The following is a 14,226-nucleotide window of genomic DNA, read 5'->3' as shown; positions in this document are numbered from 1 at the left end:
GGGAGGGACAGCGTGGGCGTAAAGATGATAGACCCGGCTGTGTTGCGGCCGGGCTCGGATCCGGGCTCGCCTGGACTGGGTTCAGGTGGCTTTCCTCCCTCGCTACTTTTCCACCCTCGCTAAAGGCGCCGGTGATGACACTTCATTCCACGATTGATCCGGCGTCCGCCGATTTTGCGCGCAATGCGGACGCGATGCGCACGCTGGTTGCCGATCTCCGCGCCAAGCTCGACCAGGTGGCGGACGGCGGCGGCGAGGCGTCGCGCAACCGGCACCTTGCCCGTGGCAAGATGCTGGCGCGCCAGCGCGTCGATCTGCTGCTGGACCCTGGCACCGCCTTTCTCGAACTGTCGCCGCTCGCGGCCTACGGCCTGTATGGCGGCGATGTGCATTCGGCCAGCATCGTCACAGGCGTCGGGCGGATCGCGGGGCGGGAATGCGTCGTCGTCGCCAACGATGCCACCATCAAGGGCGGCACCTACTACCCGATGACGGTGAAGAAGCACCTGCGCGCGCAGGACATCGCGCGGCAGAACAATCTGCCCTGCGTCTACATGGTGGATTCCGGGGGCGCCTTCCTGCCGCTGCAGGACGAGATATTCCCCGACGAGCGCCATTTCGGCCGCATCTTCTACAACCAGGCGCAGATGTCGGCGCAAGCCATCCCGCAGATTGCGATCGTGATGGGCTCCTGCACCGCGGGCGGGGCTTATGTGCCGGCGATGTCGGACGAGAGTATCATCGTGCGCAACCAAGGCACGATCTTCCTCGGCGGCCCGCCACTGGTGAAGGCCGCTACAGGCGAGGTGGTCAGCGCCGAGGAGCTCGGCGGCGCCGATGTGCATTCGCGCCAGTCCGGCGTCACCGATCACTACGCGCAGAACGATGCCCATGCGATCGGGATCGCCCGGCGGATTGTCTCCACCCTGAAGCCGCCGGCTGCGCGTGTCGCGCTCAACATGCGCGAGGTTCGCGAGCCCTTGTTCGCGGCCGAGGAAATCTATGGGGTGGTGCCGGTCGACGGCCGCAAGCCGTTCGATGTGCGCGATATCATCACGCGCGTGGTCGATGGTTCCGAGTTCGACGAGTTCAAGAAGCTGTATGGCCAGACGCTGGTGTGCGGCTTCGCTCATATCTGGGGTTATCCGGTCGGCATCATCGCCAATAACGGCATCCTGTTCAGCGAGAGCTCGCTGAAGGGCGCGCATTTCATCGAGCTGTGCTGCCAGCGTGGCATTCCTCTGGTGTTCCTGCAGAACATCACCGGCTTCATGGTCGGCAAGAAATACGAGGCCGGCGGCATCGCGCGTGACGGCGCCAAGCTGGTCACGGCCGTCGCAACCGCGTCCGTGCCGAAATTCACGGTCGTGATCGGCGGCTCCTACGGCGCCGGCAATTACGGCATGTGCGGCAGAGCCTATTCGCCGCGCTTTCTATGGATGTGGCCGAACGCGCGGATCTCGGTCATGGGCGGCGAGCAGGCGGCAATGGTGCTGAGCCAGGTCCGCCGCGACAACATCGAGGCCAAGGGCGAGAACTGGCCGGTCGAGGAGGAAGAGAAATTCCGCGCGCCGATCCGGGCGCAATATGAAAGCCAGGGCAATCCCTATTACGCGACCGCGCGGCTATGGGATGACGGCGTGATCGATCCGGCCGACACCCGCCTGGTGCTCGGACTTGGGCTGTCCGCCGCCGCGAACGCGCCGATCGAGCCGACCAAGTTCGGCCTGTTCAGGATGTGAAGATGGTCAATCCCGGATCGTATCGACGTTTTCGCAAGCTTCTGATTGCCAATCGCGGCGAGATCGCCGTGCGCGTGATCAAGACCGCGCGTGCGATGGGCCTCAGGACCGTTGCGGTCTATTCCGAAGCCGATCGCAACGCGATGCACGTCGCCTTGGCCGATGAGGCCGTGCTGCTCGGGCCGGCGCGGGCGCGTGACAGCTACCTCAATGTCGAGCGGCTGATCGAAGCCGCGCGGCAGACCGGGGCTGAAGCCGTTCATCCCGGCTACGGCTTCTTGTCGGAGAGCGCGGAATTCGCGCAGGCCTGTCTCGATGCCGGCCTTATCTTCGTCGGACCGACGCCTGACATGATCAGGGCGATGGGTTCGAAATCGGGCTCCAAGTTGCTGATGGAACAGGCCGGCGTGCCGCTGGTGCCGGGCTATCATGGTGAAGCCCAGGACGAGACAACGCTCGCGGACCAGGCGGCGCGGATCGGCTTTCCCGTCCTGGTGAAGGCGTCGGCCGGCGGCGGTGGACGCGGCATGCGGGTGGTGCATTCGGCCGGCGAGCTCGCGGCCGCAATCGCCAGCGCCAAGCGTGAGGCCAAGGCGGCGTTCGGAGACGACCGCTTGCTGATCGAGAAATTCGTCGACAACCCGCGCCACATCGAGGTGCAGATCATCGGCGACAGCCATGGCAATCTGGTCTCTCTGTTCGAGCGTGAATGCACCTTGCAGCGCCGGCACCAGAAGGTGGTGGAGGAGGCCCCGTCGCCGACCCTCGATGCCGTGCAGCGCGATACGGTCTGCGCGGCGGCGCGCCGGGCAGCTGCGGCGGTCGCCTATGTCGGTGCGGGCACGATCGAGTTCGTCTCCGACGGCAAGGATGTGTTCTTCATCGAAATGAACACGCGCCTGCAGGTCGAACACCCCGTGAGCGAACTGATCACCGGCATCGACCTCGTCGAGTGGCAGTTGCGCGTCGCGTTCGGCGAGGAGCTGCCGCTCAAGCAAGACCAGATCAGGCTGAACGGCCACGCCATCGAGGTGCGGGTCTACGCCGAAAATCCGGCCAAGAACTTCATGCCGTCGGTCGGCACGATCAAGACCTGGCGCTTGCCGGAGGAGACTTTTGGCCTTCGTATCGATGCAGGCTATCGCGAAGGCGATACCGTCTCGCCGTACTACGACGCCATGCTGGCGAAGGTGATCGCGTGGGCGCCGACGCGTGAGGCGGCCATCGACCGGCTCGATCGTGGTCTCGAGCAGACGGATGTCCGGGGTGTCATCACCAACATTCCGTTCCTGTCGGCGCTCGTGACGCATGCGAGTGTGCGCGCCAATGCCATCGATACCGGCTTCATCGAGCGTGAATTGCCGGCGCTTACCGGGTCGAGCGCAACTGTCGGTAATCTCGAGCTTTGCGCGGCGGTGGCCGCTATCCTCGTCGAGGAGCAGAGAGCAGCGGCGCATCAGGCGTCCTCGCCATGGTGCAGCGACGGCTGGATGCCGGTCGGCCGCCGGCGGCGTGTGTTCGCCTTCCGGGAGCGGCAAGGCGGCGAGTACGCGGTGACGCTCGCTTATGGGCGCGGCCCGTCGACGCTCACGGTCGGCGAACGCGAATTTGTGCTCGCATTTTCGACGACGGATGGTGGCGGTTTCGACCTTGTGCTCGACGGGCTGAAGTCCTATGTCGCCGCCGCCATCGAAGGTCACGAGCTCTACTTGCGCACCCGCAACGGCCGGTTCGAACTGCATTGGATCGATGCCTTCGGTGGCGATACCGAGGAGCAGACCGGCGAGGATAAGATCGTCGCGCCGCTGCCGGGCACCGTGGTCGCCCTGCTTGCGCAGGAGGGGGCCACGCTGGAAAAGGGCGCCGCGATCCTGACCTTGGAAGTCATGAAGATGGAGCAGACCTTGCGGGCGCCGTTCGCCGGCGTTCTCAAAGCCATCAAATGCAAGGTCGGCGACATCGTGCAGGAAGGCGCTGAGCTCGCAGACGTCGAGCCGTCATCCTAATCAGGGAGGCCGTCATGAGCGACAGAGTCCGGATCATTGAAATGGGTCCGCGCGACGGTCTGCAGAACGAAAAGACCCCCCTCAGCGTCGCTGACCGCATTGCCTTCGTGCGCGCGCTGGTGGACGCCGGCCTGACGACGGTCGAAGTCGGCGCCTTCGTGTCGCCCAAGGCGATCCCGCAGATGGTTGGCTCGGACGAGGTGATGCGCGCGGTGGCTCAGCTGCCCGGCGAGTTCCATGTGTTGGTGCCGAACGTGAAGGGCTATGAGGCGGCGCGGGCGGCCGGCGCCAGGGTCGTTTCGGTATTCGCAGCGGCTTCCGAGAGCTTTTCACGCGCGAATATCAACTGCTCGGTCGCCGAATCGCTCGAGCGCTTCAAGCCGGTGATCGCCCACGCCAAGGCCGACGGCATCAAGGTGCGCGGCTACGTCTCCTGTGTGCTCGGCTGTCCCTATGAGGGCGAGATCAAGCCGCAGGCGGTCGTCGACGTTGCGAAGGTCCTGTGGGAGCTCGGCTGCTACGAGATTTCGCTCGGAGACACCATCGGTGTCGGCACGCCGCGCAAAGCGCGCGAGATGTTGCGCGCTGTCGGCGGCGATGTGCCATCAGCGCATCTTGCGATGCATTTCCATGACACCTATGGCCAAGCGCTGGCCAATCTCTATGCCGGCATGGAAGAGGGGGTGCGCGTGATCGACGCCGCGGCCGGTGGCCTCGGGGGTTGTCCGTTCGCGCCGGGCGCAACCGGCAATGTCGCGACGGAGGACGTGGTTTACATGCTCGAAGGCATGGGCATCCGGACCGGCGTCGATATGGCAAAACTGCTGGCCGCCACCAACGAGATCAGCCGATTGATCGGCCGCCCGCCCGCGAGCCGCGTGGCGAACGCGCTCAATGCAAAAGCCAAGAGGGCGACTAGGGAGTAGCAAATAGGGGATGGTCCCTATTCGCTACTCCCGTGCGCGACTTGCAATCTCGGCCGTGTCAGCGGCTGAGATCTGGTCCCATCACGAGGTCCGGCAGCAGGGTCGAGATCTGTGGGACGAAGCAGAGCAGCAGCACTGCGCCCATCATCAGCAGCACGAAGGGCAGTGTGCCCCAGATCACCTGGCTCAAGGGGATATCAGGCGCGACATTCCTGATCACGAAGATGTTGAGGCCGACCGGCGGATGGATGAGGCCCATCTCCATCACGATCGTCATCACAACGCCGAACCAGATGATGTCGAAATTGGCTGCCCGCAGCGGTGGCAGAATGATCGGGGCCGTCATCAGAATGATCGACACCGGCGGCAGGAAGAAGCCGAGCACGATCACCATCAGCAGGATCGCCGCCAATAGGCCCCAGCGCGGCAACTGCATGGCGACAATGGATTCGGCTGCCGATTGCGAGATGTGCAGATAGCTCATCACGTAGGAATAGAGCAGCGACATGCCGATGATCAGCATCAGCATGGTCGATTCCCGCAGGGTCGCCTTCATGATCGGGGCAAGATCGGTCGGCCGCCACACGCTGTAGATCAGCGCGATCAGAACCAGGGCCAGAATGCCGCCGAGTCCCGCCGTCTCCGACGGCGTGGCAAAGCCGCCATAGAGCGCAACCATGACGCCGGTCAGCAACAGCACGAACGGGATCACGCGCGGCAGCACCGAAAAGCGCTGGGCGAGGGTGAAATCGTCCTCGGCCAGGATCGGGGACCAGGTGCCCGCTTTCTCGTAAGCAAGCTTGGCGGCGGCATACTCCTGGCGGAAACGGATCACGGCATAGCCGCCGAACAGCAGCACCAGCAGCAGGCCCGGTCCGATGCCGGCGAGGAACAGCCGGCCCAGCGACTTCTCGGCAGCGATCGCAAACAGGATCATCGTGATCGAGGGCGGCAGCAGGATCCCGAGCGTCCCGCCGGCTGCGATGATCCCGGCCGCGAAGCCGCCCGAATAGCCGCGCTTGCGCATTTCGGGGATGCCGGCCGAGCCGATCGCAGAGCAGGTCGCCGGTGACGAGCCCGCCATGGCAGCGAACAGCGCGCAGGCGAAGACGTTGGCGACGCCGAGCCCACCGGGCACGCGGTGCAGCCAGGCATGCAGCGCGGAATAGAGATCCTGGCCAGCCCGCGAGCGGCCGATCGCCGCCCCCTTCAGAATGAAGAGCGGGATGGACAGCAGCGTGATCGAGGCCATCTCCTCGTAGACATTCTGCGTCACCGTATCCAGCGAGGCGGTGGGCATGTAGATGGCCATGAACACGACGGCGACCGCGCCGAGCGCAAAGGCGATCGGCATGCCGGAGAACATCGCAACCAGCGTTGCCACTCCGTAGGACAGCCCGATTCCAAACACGCTCATCGGCGCGCTCCGGTCAGGGGCTTTACGATCTGCAGCAGGATCTGCAGGCAGAGCAGGGTCATTCCAGAGGCCATGAGAAAGTAGGGAATTGCAAGGGGGGGCGACCACATCGAGTTGGAGACCTGGCCGTCTTCCCAGGCCTCGTTGGTCAAGGTCCAGGATTTCCAGGTGAAGAATGCGCAGAACAGAAAGCTCACGACGTCGACAAGCCAGAGCCGGATCCGATTCGCGAAGGGCGACATCAGCCCGACGAAGGCTTCGATGCTGACGTGACCGCGATGCTCCTGCACATAGGCCGAGGTCATGAAAGTGGCGCCGACCAGCAGGAACACTGCCGCTTCGTCCTGCCAATAATTAGCGGCCCTGAACAGGGCGCGGCCGATCACGCTATAGCTCAGGATGACGCAGGCTGCGACAAGCGCAACTGCCGCGAGCACGACGATGATGCGATTGACGAACGCGAGGCCCCGTTCGACTCCCGCCAGCGGACCGCCAGCGGGAATCTGCTGAGTGATCTCGCGATCCGGAGACGGACCGTGCATCATGCTGCAACGTCGGAGGCGAGCTTCAACAATTTGCCGGCTGTCGCGGTCCGCGCGCCATAATCCTTCCAAGCGGTGTCACGGGCAATATCGCGCCACTTGTTGACCGTTTCGAGATCGAGCTCCACGACCTTGGCGCCGGCCTTTTCGTAGACCTTCGTGACCTCGACGTCGTCGGCTTGCGCACCCTTGCGGCCAAAGTCCTCGAGCTCGGCGCCGACGGCGAGGATGATGTCCTGGTGGTTCTTCGGGAGCTTGTCGAAGATCGCCTTCGACATCATGAGCGGCTCGAGCATGAACCAGTAGGACGCTTTCGCACCGGAGGTCAGGAATTTCGAGACTTCCTCCAGCCGGAACGAGATCAGGCTGGTCGATGAGGTGATGCCGGCGTCGCAGGCGCCCGTCTGCATCGCGGTGTAGATTTCATTGGAAGGCACCGAGAGCACCGAGGCGCCGGCGGTCTGCAGCACCATGTCCATCTCGCGTGAGCCGCCGCGGACCTTCATGCCTTTGGCGTCCTCAGGCGCAACCAGCGCGCGCGTACGGCTGGCGACACCGCCGGCCTGCCAGATCCAGCTGAGCAGGATGATGCCCTTGTCGGCCATGAAGTCGGTCATCGCCTTGCCGACTGGCGAGGTCTTCCAGCGCGCGCCCTGATCGTAGGTGGTGACCAGGCCCGGCATCAGCGCGATATTGGTCTCCGGTACCTCGCCCCCCGCATACGGCATCGGGTAGAGGCTGATATCGAGCGCGCCCTTACGCATCGCGGAGAACTGCGCGACGGTCTTGACCAGCGACGAGTTCGGATAGATTTCCGCGACGAGGTCGCCGCCGGAGCGCTTGGCGACTTCCGCGGCGAACATCCGGCACAGACGATCGCGGAAATCGCCAGCGTCGATCGTGCCACCGGGAAACTGATGGGAGATTTTCAAGGTGGTCGCCGCTTGAGCTGTGCCAACTCCAAAACGCAGGACGGCGGGTGCGGCGAGGGCGGATGCGATGACGTGGCGACGAGAGAGCATGGTCTTCCTCTGGACAACTTCTGATTGGTGTTCCGGCTAAGCCGGTGGTTAAGAGACTCTCACCGGTCCTGCCGAAACACGTCTGGTCAATGACTCAGACCATTCGGGCCTGAACTGCAAGAGGTGAGATTTGTTGCGGTGCACTCTGGCCGATCTATCCCGGGACGCGACCCGTCCTAAGTGTCCTGAATCCGAGCTTCGCGCAGTTTCGCGGCGATTTCCCTTAAGCGAACTTCGGATGCGCGGGGACGTGAGAAGCGAATTTCTGAACCACACTAACATGCTCTTCACGGGCGAAATTGTGTCGTCATTCAGGAATTCCAAACACCGCGCTCAAAAGTGTCGGAGTGACACCGATCGAAAAATCTCCGAAGCACGTAACAAAGTCCAGTGGGGAAACGTCGAGAACACGAGCGACATCGCGTCGCTGGCGAAACCACTCCTAAGGAAGGATCATCATGACCACCCGGACCCGTATCTTGCTTGGAATTTCCGCAATTGCCTTCTCGCTGAACGTCGCGCTGGCGCCGGTCGCTTTTGCCGAGGACAAAATGGGCAAGGACGAGATGAAGAAGGACACAATGCACGATGGCATGAAGAAAGACGCCATGTCGAAGGACGGCATGAAGAAGGGAGATGCCATGTCCAAGGACAGCATGAAGAAAGACGACGGCATGATGAAGAAGAACTAGTGCCGCAGATATTGAAGTCCGTGAGTCACTCGCGGCGAAATTCACGGACTTCAGATCGAGAAGCGGTACTGGGATGGTTTCCCGGTGCCCATGACTGTTCGAACTCCGTAGAGTGTCGCGGCGATGCGCGCGGACTTCGGCGCGTGGGCACTGGAGCACGATACGAGCTGGAGCAAGATACGGAGTTTGTGGCGGCTGTCCCGCGTGACACACGCCGATCGCGTTGGCGCGGAGACGATGCTCAACCAAGGACCCTCACGGGCGGTGGTGCTTCAATTGATCGCATGCGCTCCGTGGAGGCGGGCAGGGGCCATGCCTGCGGCGAGCCTGGCCGTCGCTGGGCTCATTGCAGGTAATGCATCGCGAGCGCGCCCCAGCAAATCCGGTGTGCGCTCGCTGATACGGCCGCAGATCGCGGACCTGGCAATGCATCGTGCCTTGACGCGATTCACGGCGTCAGACAATTGACGCTGTCAGACGATGCGCAAGTTCGTCAGGACGAGGTCGGACCGCCGAGCCCCGCCCGCCTTGCGTTGTCTCTATCGCTTCTTGCCGCGTGCCTTGCGCGCAGCGTAACGTGCGTCGCGTTTTGCCTTCTGTTCGGCCTCGATCTCAGCCTGGCGCGCGGCAGCTTCTTCCGCCTCGCGGGCCAATCGGGCAGCTTCGGCCGCTTTGGCCTCTTCCTCGAGCCGCTTCTGTTCAGCCTTGGCCGCTTCGCGCGCCAAACGTGCCTCTTCGCGCCGTGCTGCCACGGCTTCCCGCTCGAGGCGACGCTTCACCATTTCCGGATCGTCCGGCTTGGGCTGGGCGCGGAATTTCTCCAAGATCGACTTGCGCGCGTCTTGGGCCGCCTTTTGCCGGTCGGCAAATCCGGGTTCCTTAAATCCTCTCATCGAATGTGGTCGCTTCGCGTGGCTGTTTGGGTTGCTTGTGGGATCGGTGGTTGGGCGTCACCGTCGATTCGCCGTTCAGCGATCTCTTGATCAAGCATGAGGGCGCGACGGGAGCCAGTGTGTACAGGATCGCATACCCAGATGACAATTGGTTTATCGCCATTGCAGCCCGTAATGCGATCTCCATTTTAGCTGCCCACGGTGAGCCGGATCGGCCGGTTGTGGTTGAAATCACAAATTCAGGGCAGCAGGCGCCGTTTTGCGCTTCCAAAGGAGCCACCGGGCATGACCTCATTGTCGTCGAGGCGCATAAGGCTGGCGCTTGCCGTCGCGATCGCGATCGTCGCCGCCAGCGCCAGCGTGATGGCAACTGTCGTGACGCAGCCGACGTCGGTCGCAAGCCGGGTCCTCGGTGTCGATTGGCAGTGCCAGCAGTTGATATGGCTGACCACCTGCACCTATGTTGGGCCGGCGGTGCCGACCAAGGCGCATGTCGGTTTACGCGGCGTCTGACCAGGAGCCTTCCTTGAGTGATCCGAACGCCGACAATGGCAGGCGAGGCGCGATCGCCGGGCTGCTTATTGCCGCCGCGATGCTCGCTTTCGGCCTTTGGCTGGCGCACGACCTGACGGCCGCGAGCAAGATGCAGGACTGCCTGATGTCCGGCCGAACCAATTGCAATGTGATCGAGCCGGCCCGCTGAAGTCCGCCCGATCAGGACAGCGAGCCCGCTCTATTGTGGCGGAGATGAGGCGGATTGTTTCCGTAAGCCGCTAAGCAAATCATGGACATAGCGCGTGAAGTTGAGATCGGGCTGCGGGATTCGCCGCAAAATCGGCGTGATCTTGCCGATCTGTCGGGACGGTGGCCGGCAGGTGCTTCGCTTCATGCGATCTCGACAGATCGCAGTTCTCAAGGCGTTGCCGCGGCCAGTGCAAGGGATAGGCGAGCGAGGAAGGCGAGAATGAGGGCATTCAACCGAATAAGAACGTTGCTGCCTGTGATGTCGCTTGTGACGGCATTTTCGCTGTCCGCGCAGGCGCAGGAGCAAAACGGCCCGGGAGGCCATCCGGTCCCGCGGGGCGCGCCGGCGCCGGCAGCACGCCCGTCCGGGCCTGGTCCCGCTGCCGGTCATGCCGCCGGCCCGCGGCAGGTCGGCCCGCACCCGACCGGGCCTGTGGCCGGCCGCGGGCCGGACGCCCGCTTCGCCCGCGGCGCCGTCGTGGCCCGTGACTTCGGCGGACATCCGTATCGGGGCCGCCTCGGCTGGGAAGGTGGGCGCTGGCGCCACGAAGTCCATGATGGCCGGGACGGCTGGTGGTGGGATGTCGGCGGGGTCTGGTACTACTATCCAGAGCGCTTGGAGGGGCCGCCGACCTACGTCTCCGAGGATTATGCCGACGACATCGTCTATGCCCCAGCGCCGGCCTATGCGCCGCCGCCGGTCGCCTACGAACCGGCTCCGCCTCCGCCTCCCGCGGATCCCGGCGCCAGCGCGCTTGGCGGCGCGATTGTCGGTGGCGTGCTCGGCGGCCTGCTGACGGGACGCGCTAGCGGGGCCGCGGCCGGCGCGGTGGTTGGCGGCGCGACCGGCGCCCTTGTCGGGGCGACGGCGGCGTCGCGTCCCGGCTACTACCTCTCGCAGGGAGGCTGCTATTATCGTTATCCATCCGGTGAGTACGTTGCGGTCGATCCGCGCTCCTGCGATTGAGGCCGGGACCGCCATCTCTCAAGGCGACTTTGTCAGAAGCCGGGGTGCTCCGCGCCTCGGCTTTTTCGTGACAGCACGTGGCGGCAGACGAAAGGACGACCGGAAAGCCCCACGAAACCAATTTGGGCGGCGAACGACATCGTGCTGAAACAAAGGCCGATCAGCCTCTCCAAGCAGTCACGCGCCCTTCGACGTCAAAAGCGAAGTGCGCCAGTGGTTTGGATGGCGGCCATGCTTGCGGAAAAATTCATCTTGGTGCTGGAAACGCTAAGAAGCCGGAGCGCTCGGGACGGGAGTTGGCGGGTGGTGAGCACGTCGCCTCATGTTCCGGTCCAGCTGCCACGAGGTAGCTCGGATTCGCGATCGAACCGCACTTGAGGTATCACGCGGTGTGTCTCGGTCGAGCCGGACCGGCGCCGGTGGGAGCAACGAATTGCTCAACAATGATTCGGGCTGTGCAGTGTCTGTCGCCGACCGGACGTTATGCGCGCGTGACGAACACCACACCGCATTTTCAGGATGATGCCTCCCGCGTTTTGGTCTGAGACGGAAGCGGCCTCGGCTCTGGAGGACCGCTCCTCCCCGCATCCTCCGGCTCGCTCTTGGTGAAGACGATCTCCTGGTGAGGCGCCGCAAGCTCGTCCGGCGCCGCCTCGCAGGCTTTGATCTCGAAATCATTGTCCAGGATCTTTTCGCCGTGCGTACCGAGCGTGATGAGATCCGCACGCTCCGCCGCTTCCCAGACCTCTCGTTCGGTCCGAAACGGGCGCGTCAATCTTTCATCGTTTTCGAACAGAGCGTAGGGCACCACACACTCCGGATCGCAGCATCCGCAGCGGTCCATCGTACGTTCCGCCGCACACGGGGAAGGCCCGTGCCGGTCGTCAACGACTCTGGACCGGCGGTGTTCCCAGTGATGAACGGGCAGCTCTATGAATTGTGAGGCGGCCAGAGAGCATCAGAAACCCGGAGCGGGGAACGATGCCGGCGTGGCCTCATTGACCGCTATCCAGGTCATCGAGGGAGCATGCGATGGATTTGTCAGGAAAGAAGATCGCGATTTTGGCCACCAACGGATTTGAGCAGTCCGAGTTGGAAGTGCCGCGCGACCGCTTGAGACAGGCCGGTGCGACCGTGGAGATCGTCTCGCCGGTCGGCGGAGAGATCAAGGGCTGGGACCAGAAGGATTGGGGCCGACCGGTCAAGGTGGACAGGACCCTCGAACAAGCATCGGCGTCAGATTACGACGCGGTCGTGCTGCCGGGTGGACAGATCAACCCAGACCTGCTGCGCGTCGAGCCAAGGGCACTGAAGTTCATCAAGGATATTTTCGAGGCGAAGAAAATCGTCGCGGCAGTCTGCCATGCGCCGTGGTTGCTGATCGAAACCGGGATTGCCAAGGGCCGCAAGATGACCTCCTACAAGTCGATCAAGACCGACGTCGTGAACGCCGGTGCCACCTGGGTGGAGGCTGAGGTGGTGGTCGATCAGGGCGTGATCACCTCGCGCTATCCCGGTGACCTCGAGGCATTCAGCGCCAAGATCATCGAGGAGGTCAAGGAAGGGCGCCACCTGCAGCGGAGCGCTGCTTGACGGTCAGGCAGGGGCTGGGCTTGGCGGTCCAACCTCAGAGCAACGTCAACGGCCCCGGCGCTCGATGGGGCCGAACGCCGGGGCCGCATTCCACACGGAGTGCTCCCGACGTGATGGGGGAATGCTGCCGGGAGCGGAGAGAAGACGCTCCGCGGCGTCGAATGTTCCTAATGTGGTGCCGCGATTGTCATGCCGCTTGATCTGCTGCTCATTCCGAGAGCGATAGATCGAATCCTATAAAGCCAGGGCTGGCTCTTTGGGCAGATCGCCCGGCGGGCCGCTGTGCCAGGTCAACGAGCAAGGTCAACTCGGCGCGCATCGCCGACTCCCGTCCCACACGAAGCGTGCGGCACGGAAGCGTTCCGTGCGATTCCGGAACTTCCATTCCTCTCATTGGTTGCCCGCCTTATTCGCCGGAGATCCCGCCATGAGACGGAAAGCAAAGGTCGAGCAGTATGATGCACCGGCCGGTGGCTGGGGCTCGCTGCATGCGGTCGCCAGCATTCTGACCCAGGAGGAGGTTGCGCTGCTCGGCAGCGAGATCCTGCTCAAGCAGAACAAGCCGGACGGATTCATGTGCGTGAGCTGCTCATGGGCCAAGCCGGCGAAACCTCGTCCGTTCGAATTCTGCGAGAACGGCGCCAAGGCGACGGCGTGGGAGATCACCCGAAAGACCGTCGGGCCGGAGTTCTTCGCCTCGCATACGCTGAGCAAATTAAGAACGTGGTCCGATCACCAGTTGGAAGAGCAGGGGCGCCTGACCCATCCGATGCGCTGCGATCCGGGATCGGACCGCTACGTTGCGGCGGTCTGGGAGCAGGCCTTTCGCGATATCGGTGTCGAGCTGAAGCGGCTCGATCCACGTTCGGTCGTGATGTACACGTCGGGAAGGGCCTCGCTCGAAGCCAGCTACATGTATCAGCTGTTCGGACGCATGTACGGGACCAACAATTTCCCCGACAGCTCGAACATGTGCCACTGAGTCCACCTCAGTCGCTTTGCCGGAGGTGATCGGCGTTCCCGTCGGCACCGTACTGCTGCCGGATTACGAGAAGGCCGACTGCATCCTGTTCTTCGGCCAGAACACGACGACCAATTCGCCGCGCATGCTGCACCCGCTGGAGGAGGCGGCGAAGCGGGGCGTCCCCATCATCACGTTCAATCCATTGCGCGAACGGGGCCTCGAGCGGTTCACCAATCCGCAGAACCCGGTTGAGATGCTGGTGACAGGCGGGACGCGGATCAGTACGCAATATCATCAGCTGCGCATTGGCGGCGATGGTGCGGCCCTGCTCGGTCTCTGCAAGGCCGTGATCGAAGCCGACGATACGGCACTTGCCACCAAGAGCCCACGCGTGCTCGACGTGATGTTCATCGAACAGCACACGTCGGGTTTCGATGAATTCGCCAATTATTGCCGCCAGGCGTCATGGAGCGAGATCGAGCGCGCGTGCGGATTGCGCCGGTCCGAAATCCTCGAGGCGGCAAAAGTCTACGCCAAGGCTCACGCGGTGATCGCCAATTACGGCATGGGCATCACCCAGCATCGGCACGGGGTCGAGACGGTCAAAGATCGACCGAGCACGATCCTGCCATTCTTTGCCTGCCTCCGTTGCTGCAAGCAAATTGAATCAGAGCCGAACCGATTTGGGAATCCCTCGCGATTCAACCCGATCGCAAAC

The 14,226-nt window shown here is 63.4% G+C and carries 13 protein-coding genes and 1 pseudogene; 9 read left to right on the top strand and 5 right to left on the bottom strand.

Annotated features, from left to right (window positions below; genetic code table 11):
- The first annotated feature begins 134 nt into the window (after positions 1-134).
- Genes QX034_RS29840 through QX034_RS29830 form a run of 3 tightly spaced genes read left to right on the top strand, consistent with a single transcriptional unit; the run spans position 135 to position 4,674 of the window.
- The gene (locus QX034_RS29840; RefSeq protein WP_315703829.1) at positions 135-1,742 is read left to right on the top strand and encodes a carboxyl transferase domain-containing protein; all 1,608 of its coding nucleotides are present in this window, start codon (positions 135-137) and stop codon (positions 1,740-1,742) included.
- Between the two features lie 2 nt (positions 1,743-1,744).
- Positions 1,745-3,748 carry an acetyl-CoA carboxylase biotin carboxylase subunit gene (locus QX034_RS29835; protein WP_315703830.1) on the top strand — a complete coding sequence of 668 codons (2,004 nt, stop codon included), beginning with the start codon at positions 1,745-1,747 and terminating at the stop codon, positions 3,746-3,748.
- Positions 3,749-3,762: 14 nt separating this feature from the next.
- Positions 3,763-4,674, top strand: coding sequence for a hydroxymethylglutaryl-CoA lyase (locus QX034_RS29830; protein WP_315703831.1), 912 nt, complete (start codon positions 3,763-3,765; stop codon positions 4,672-4,674).
- Positions 4,675-4,732: 58 nt separating this feature from the next.
- Here the strand turns inward: QX034_RS29830 and QX034_RS29825 are convergent, their stop codons facing one another.
- Genes QX034_RS29825 through dctP form a run of 3 tightly spaced genes read right to left on the bottom strand, consistent with a single transcriptional unit; the run spans position 4,733 to position 7,655 of the window.
- The gene (locus tag QX034_RS29825; protein WP_315703832.1) at positions 4,733-6,091 is read right to left on the bottom strand and encodes a TRAP transporter large permease; all 1,359 of its coding nucleotides are present in this window, start codon (positions 6,089-6,091) and stop codon (positions 4,733-4,735) included.
- Complete coding sequence (locus tag QX034_RS29820) at positions 6,088-6,636, bottom strand: TRAP transporter small permease (protein ID WP_315703833.1); 549 nt, start codon at positions 6,634-6,636, stop codon at positions 6,088-6,090. The genes QX034_RS29825 and QX034_RS29820 overlap by 4 nt, the downstream gene beginning before the upstream one ends.
- Positions 6,633-7,655 carry a TRAP transporter substrate-binding protein DctP gene (dctP, locus tag QX034_RS29815; protein WP_315703834.1) on the bottom strand — a complete coding sequence of 341 codons (1,023 nt, stop codon included), beginning with the start codon at positions 7,653-7,655 and terminating at the stop codon, positions 6,633-6,635. The genes QX034_RS29820 and dctP overlap by 4 nt, the downstream gene beginning before the upstream one ends.
- A gap of 458 nt (positions 7,656-8,113) precedes the next feature.
- On the opposite strand from dctP, the gene QX034_RS29810 reads away from it, so the two are divergent.
- Positions 8,114-8,347 carry a pentapeptide MXKDX repeat protein gene (locus QX034_RS29810; RefSeq protein ID WP_315703835.1) on the top strand — a complete coding sequence of 78 codons (234 nt, stop codon included), beginning with the start codon at positions 8,114-8,116 and terminating at the stop codon, positions 8,345-8,347.
- 539 nt (positions 8,348-8,886) lie between these two features.
- Here the strand turns inward: QX034_RS29810 and QX034_RS29805 are convergent.
- Entirely contained in the window at positions 8,887-9,240 is a 354-nt protein-coding gene (locus tag QX034_RS29805) for a DUF6481 family protein (RefSeq protein WP_315703836.1), read from the bottom strand.
- Positions 9,241-9,525: 285 nt separating this feature from the next.
- Here QX034_RS29805 and QX034_RS29800 point away from each other — a divergent pair, with 285 nt between their 5' ends.
- The 3 genes from QX034_RS29800 to QX034_RS29790 all read left to right on the top strand — a co-directional run bounded on the left by QX034_RS29800 (position 9,526) and on the right by QX034_RS29790 (position 10,951).
- Positions 9,526-9,753 (top strand): hypothetical protein, encoded by a 228-nt coding sequence (locus QX034_RS29800; RefSeq protein ID WP_315703837.1) that lies wholly within the window; start codon positions 9,526-9,528, stop codon positions 9,751-9,753.
- On the top strand, positions 9,731-9,943 hold the full coding sequence (locus QX034_RS29795) for a hypothetical protein (protein ID WP_409977489.1): 213 nt from the start codon (positions 9,731-9,733) through the stop codon (positions 9,941-9,943). Before QX034_RS29800 ends, QX034_RS29795 begins: the two co-directional genes overlap by 23 nt.
- Positions 9,944-10,204: 261 nt before the next feature.
- Positions 10,205-10,951 carry a hypothetical protein gene (locus QX034_RS29790; RefSeq protein ID WP_315764808.1) on the top strand — a complete coding sequence of 249 codons (747 nt, stop codon included), beginning with the start codon at positions 10,205-10,207 and terminating at the stop codon, positions 10,949-10,951.
- Between the two features lie 514 nt (positions 10,952-11,465).
- Here QX034_RS29790 and QX034_RS29785 read toward each other — a convergent pair.
- On the bottom strand, positions 11,466-11,726 hold the full coding sequence (locus QX034_RS29785) for a hypothetical protein (RefSeq protein WP_315747815.1): 261 nt from the start codon (positions 11,724-11,726) through the stop codon (positions 11,466-11,468).
- A gap of 257 nt (positions 11,727-11,983) precedes the next feature.
- Between QX034_RS29785 and QX034_RS29780 the strand changes: the two genes are divergently transcribed.
- Positions 11,984-12,544, top strand: coding sequence for a type 1 glutamine amidotransferase domain-containing protein (locus tag QX034_RS29780; protein WP_315764806.1), 561 nt, complete (start codon positions 11,984-11,986; stop codon positions 12,542-12,544).
- 427 nt (positions 12,545-12,971) lie between these two features.
- Positions 12,972-14,115 (top strand): annotated as a pseudogene (locus tag QX034_RS29775) (molybdopterin-dependent oxidoreductase); the annotation flags it as partial.
- Positions 14,116-14,226: the final 111 nt, after the last annotated feature.

Origin of the sequence: Bradyrhizobium sp. SZCCHNR3119, assembly GCF_032487775.1 — a bacterium.
Lineage (GTDB): Bacteria > Pseudomonadota > Alphaproteobacteria > Rhizobiales > Xanthobacteraceae > Bradyrhizobium.
Note: the sequence above shows the minus strand (reverse complement) of the source record. Positions and strands in the feature narration are given on the sequence as shown.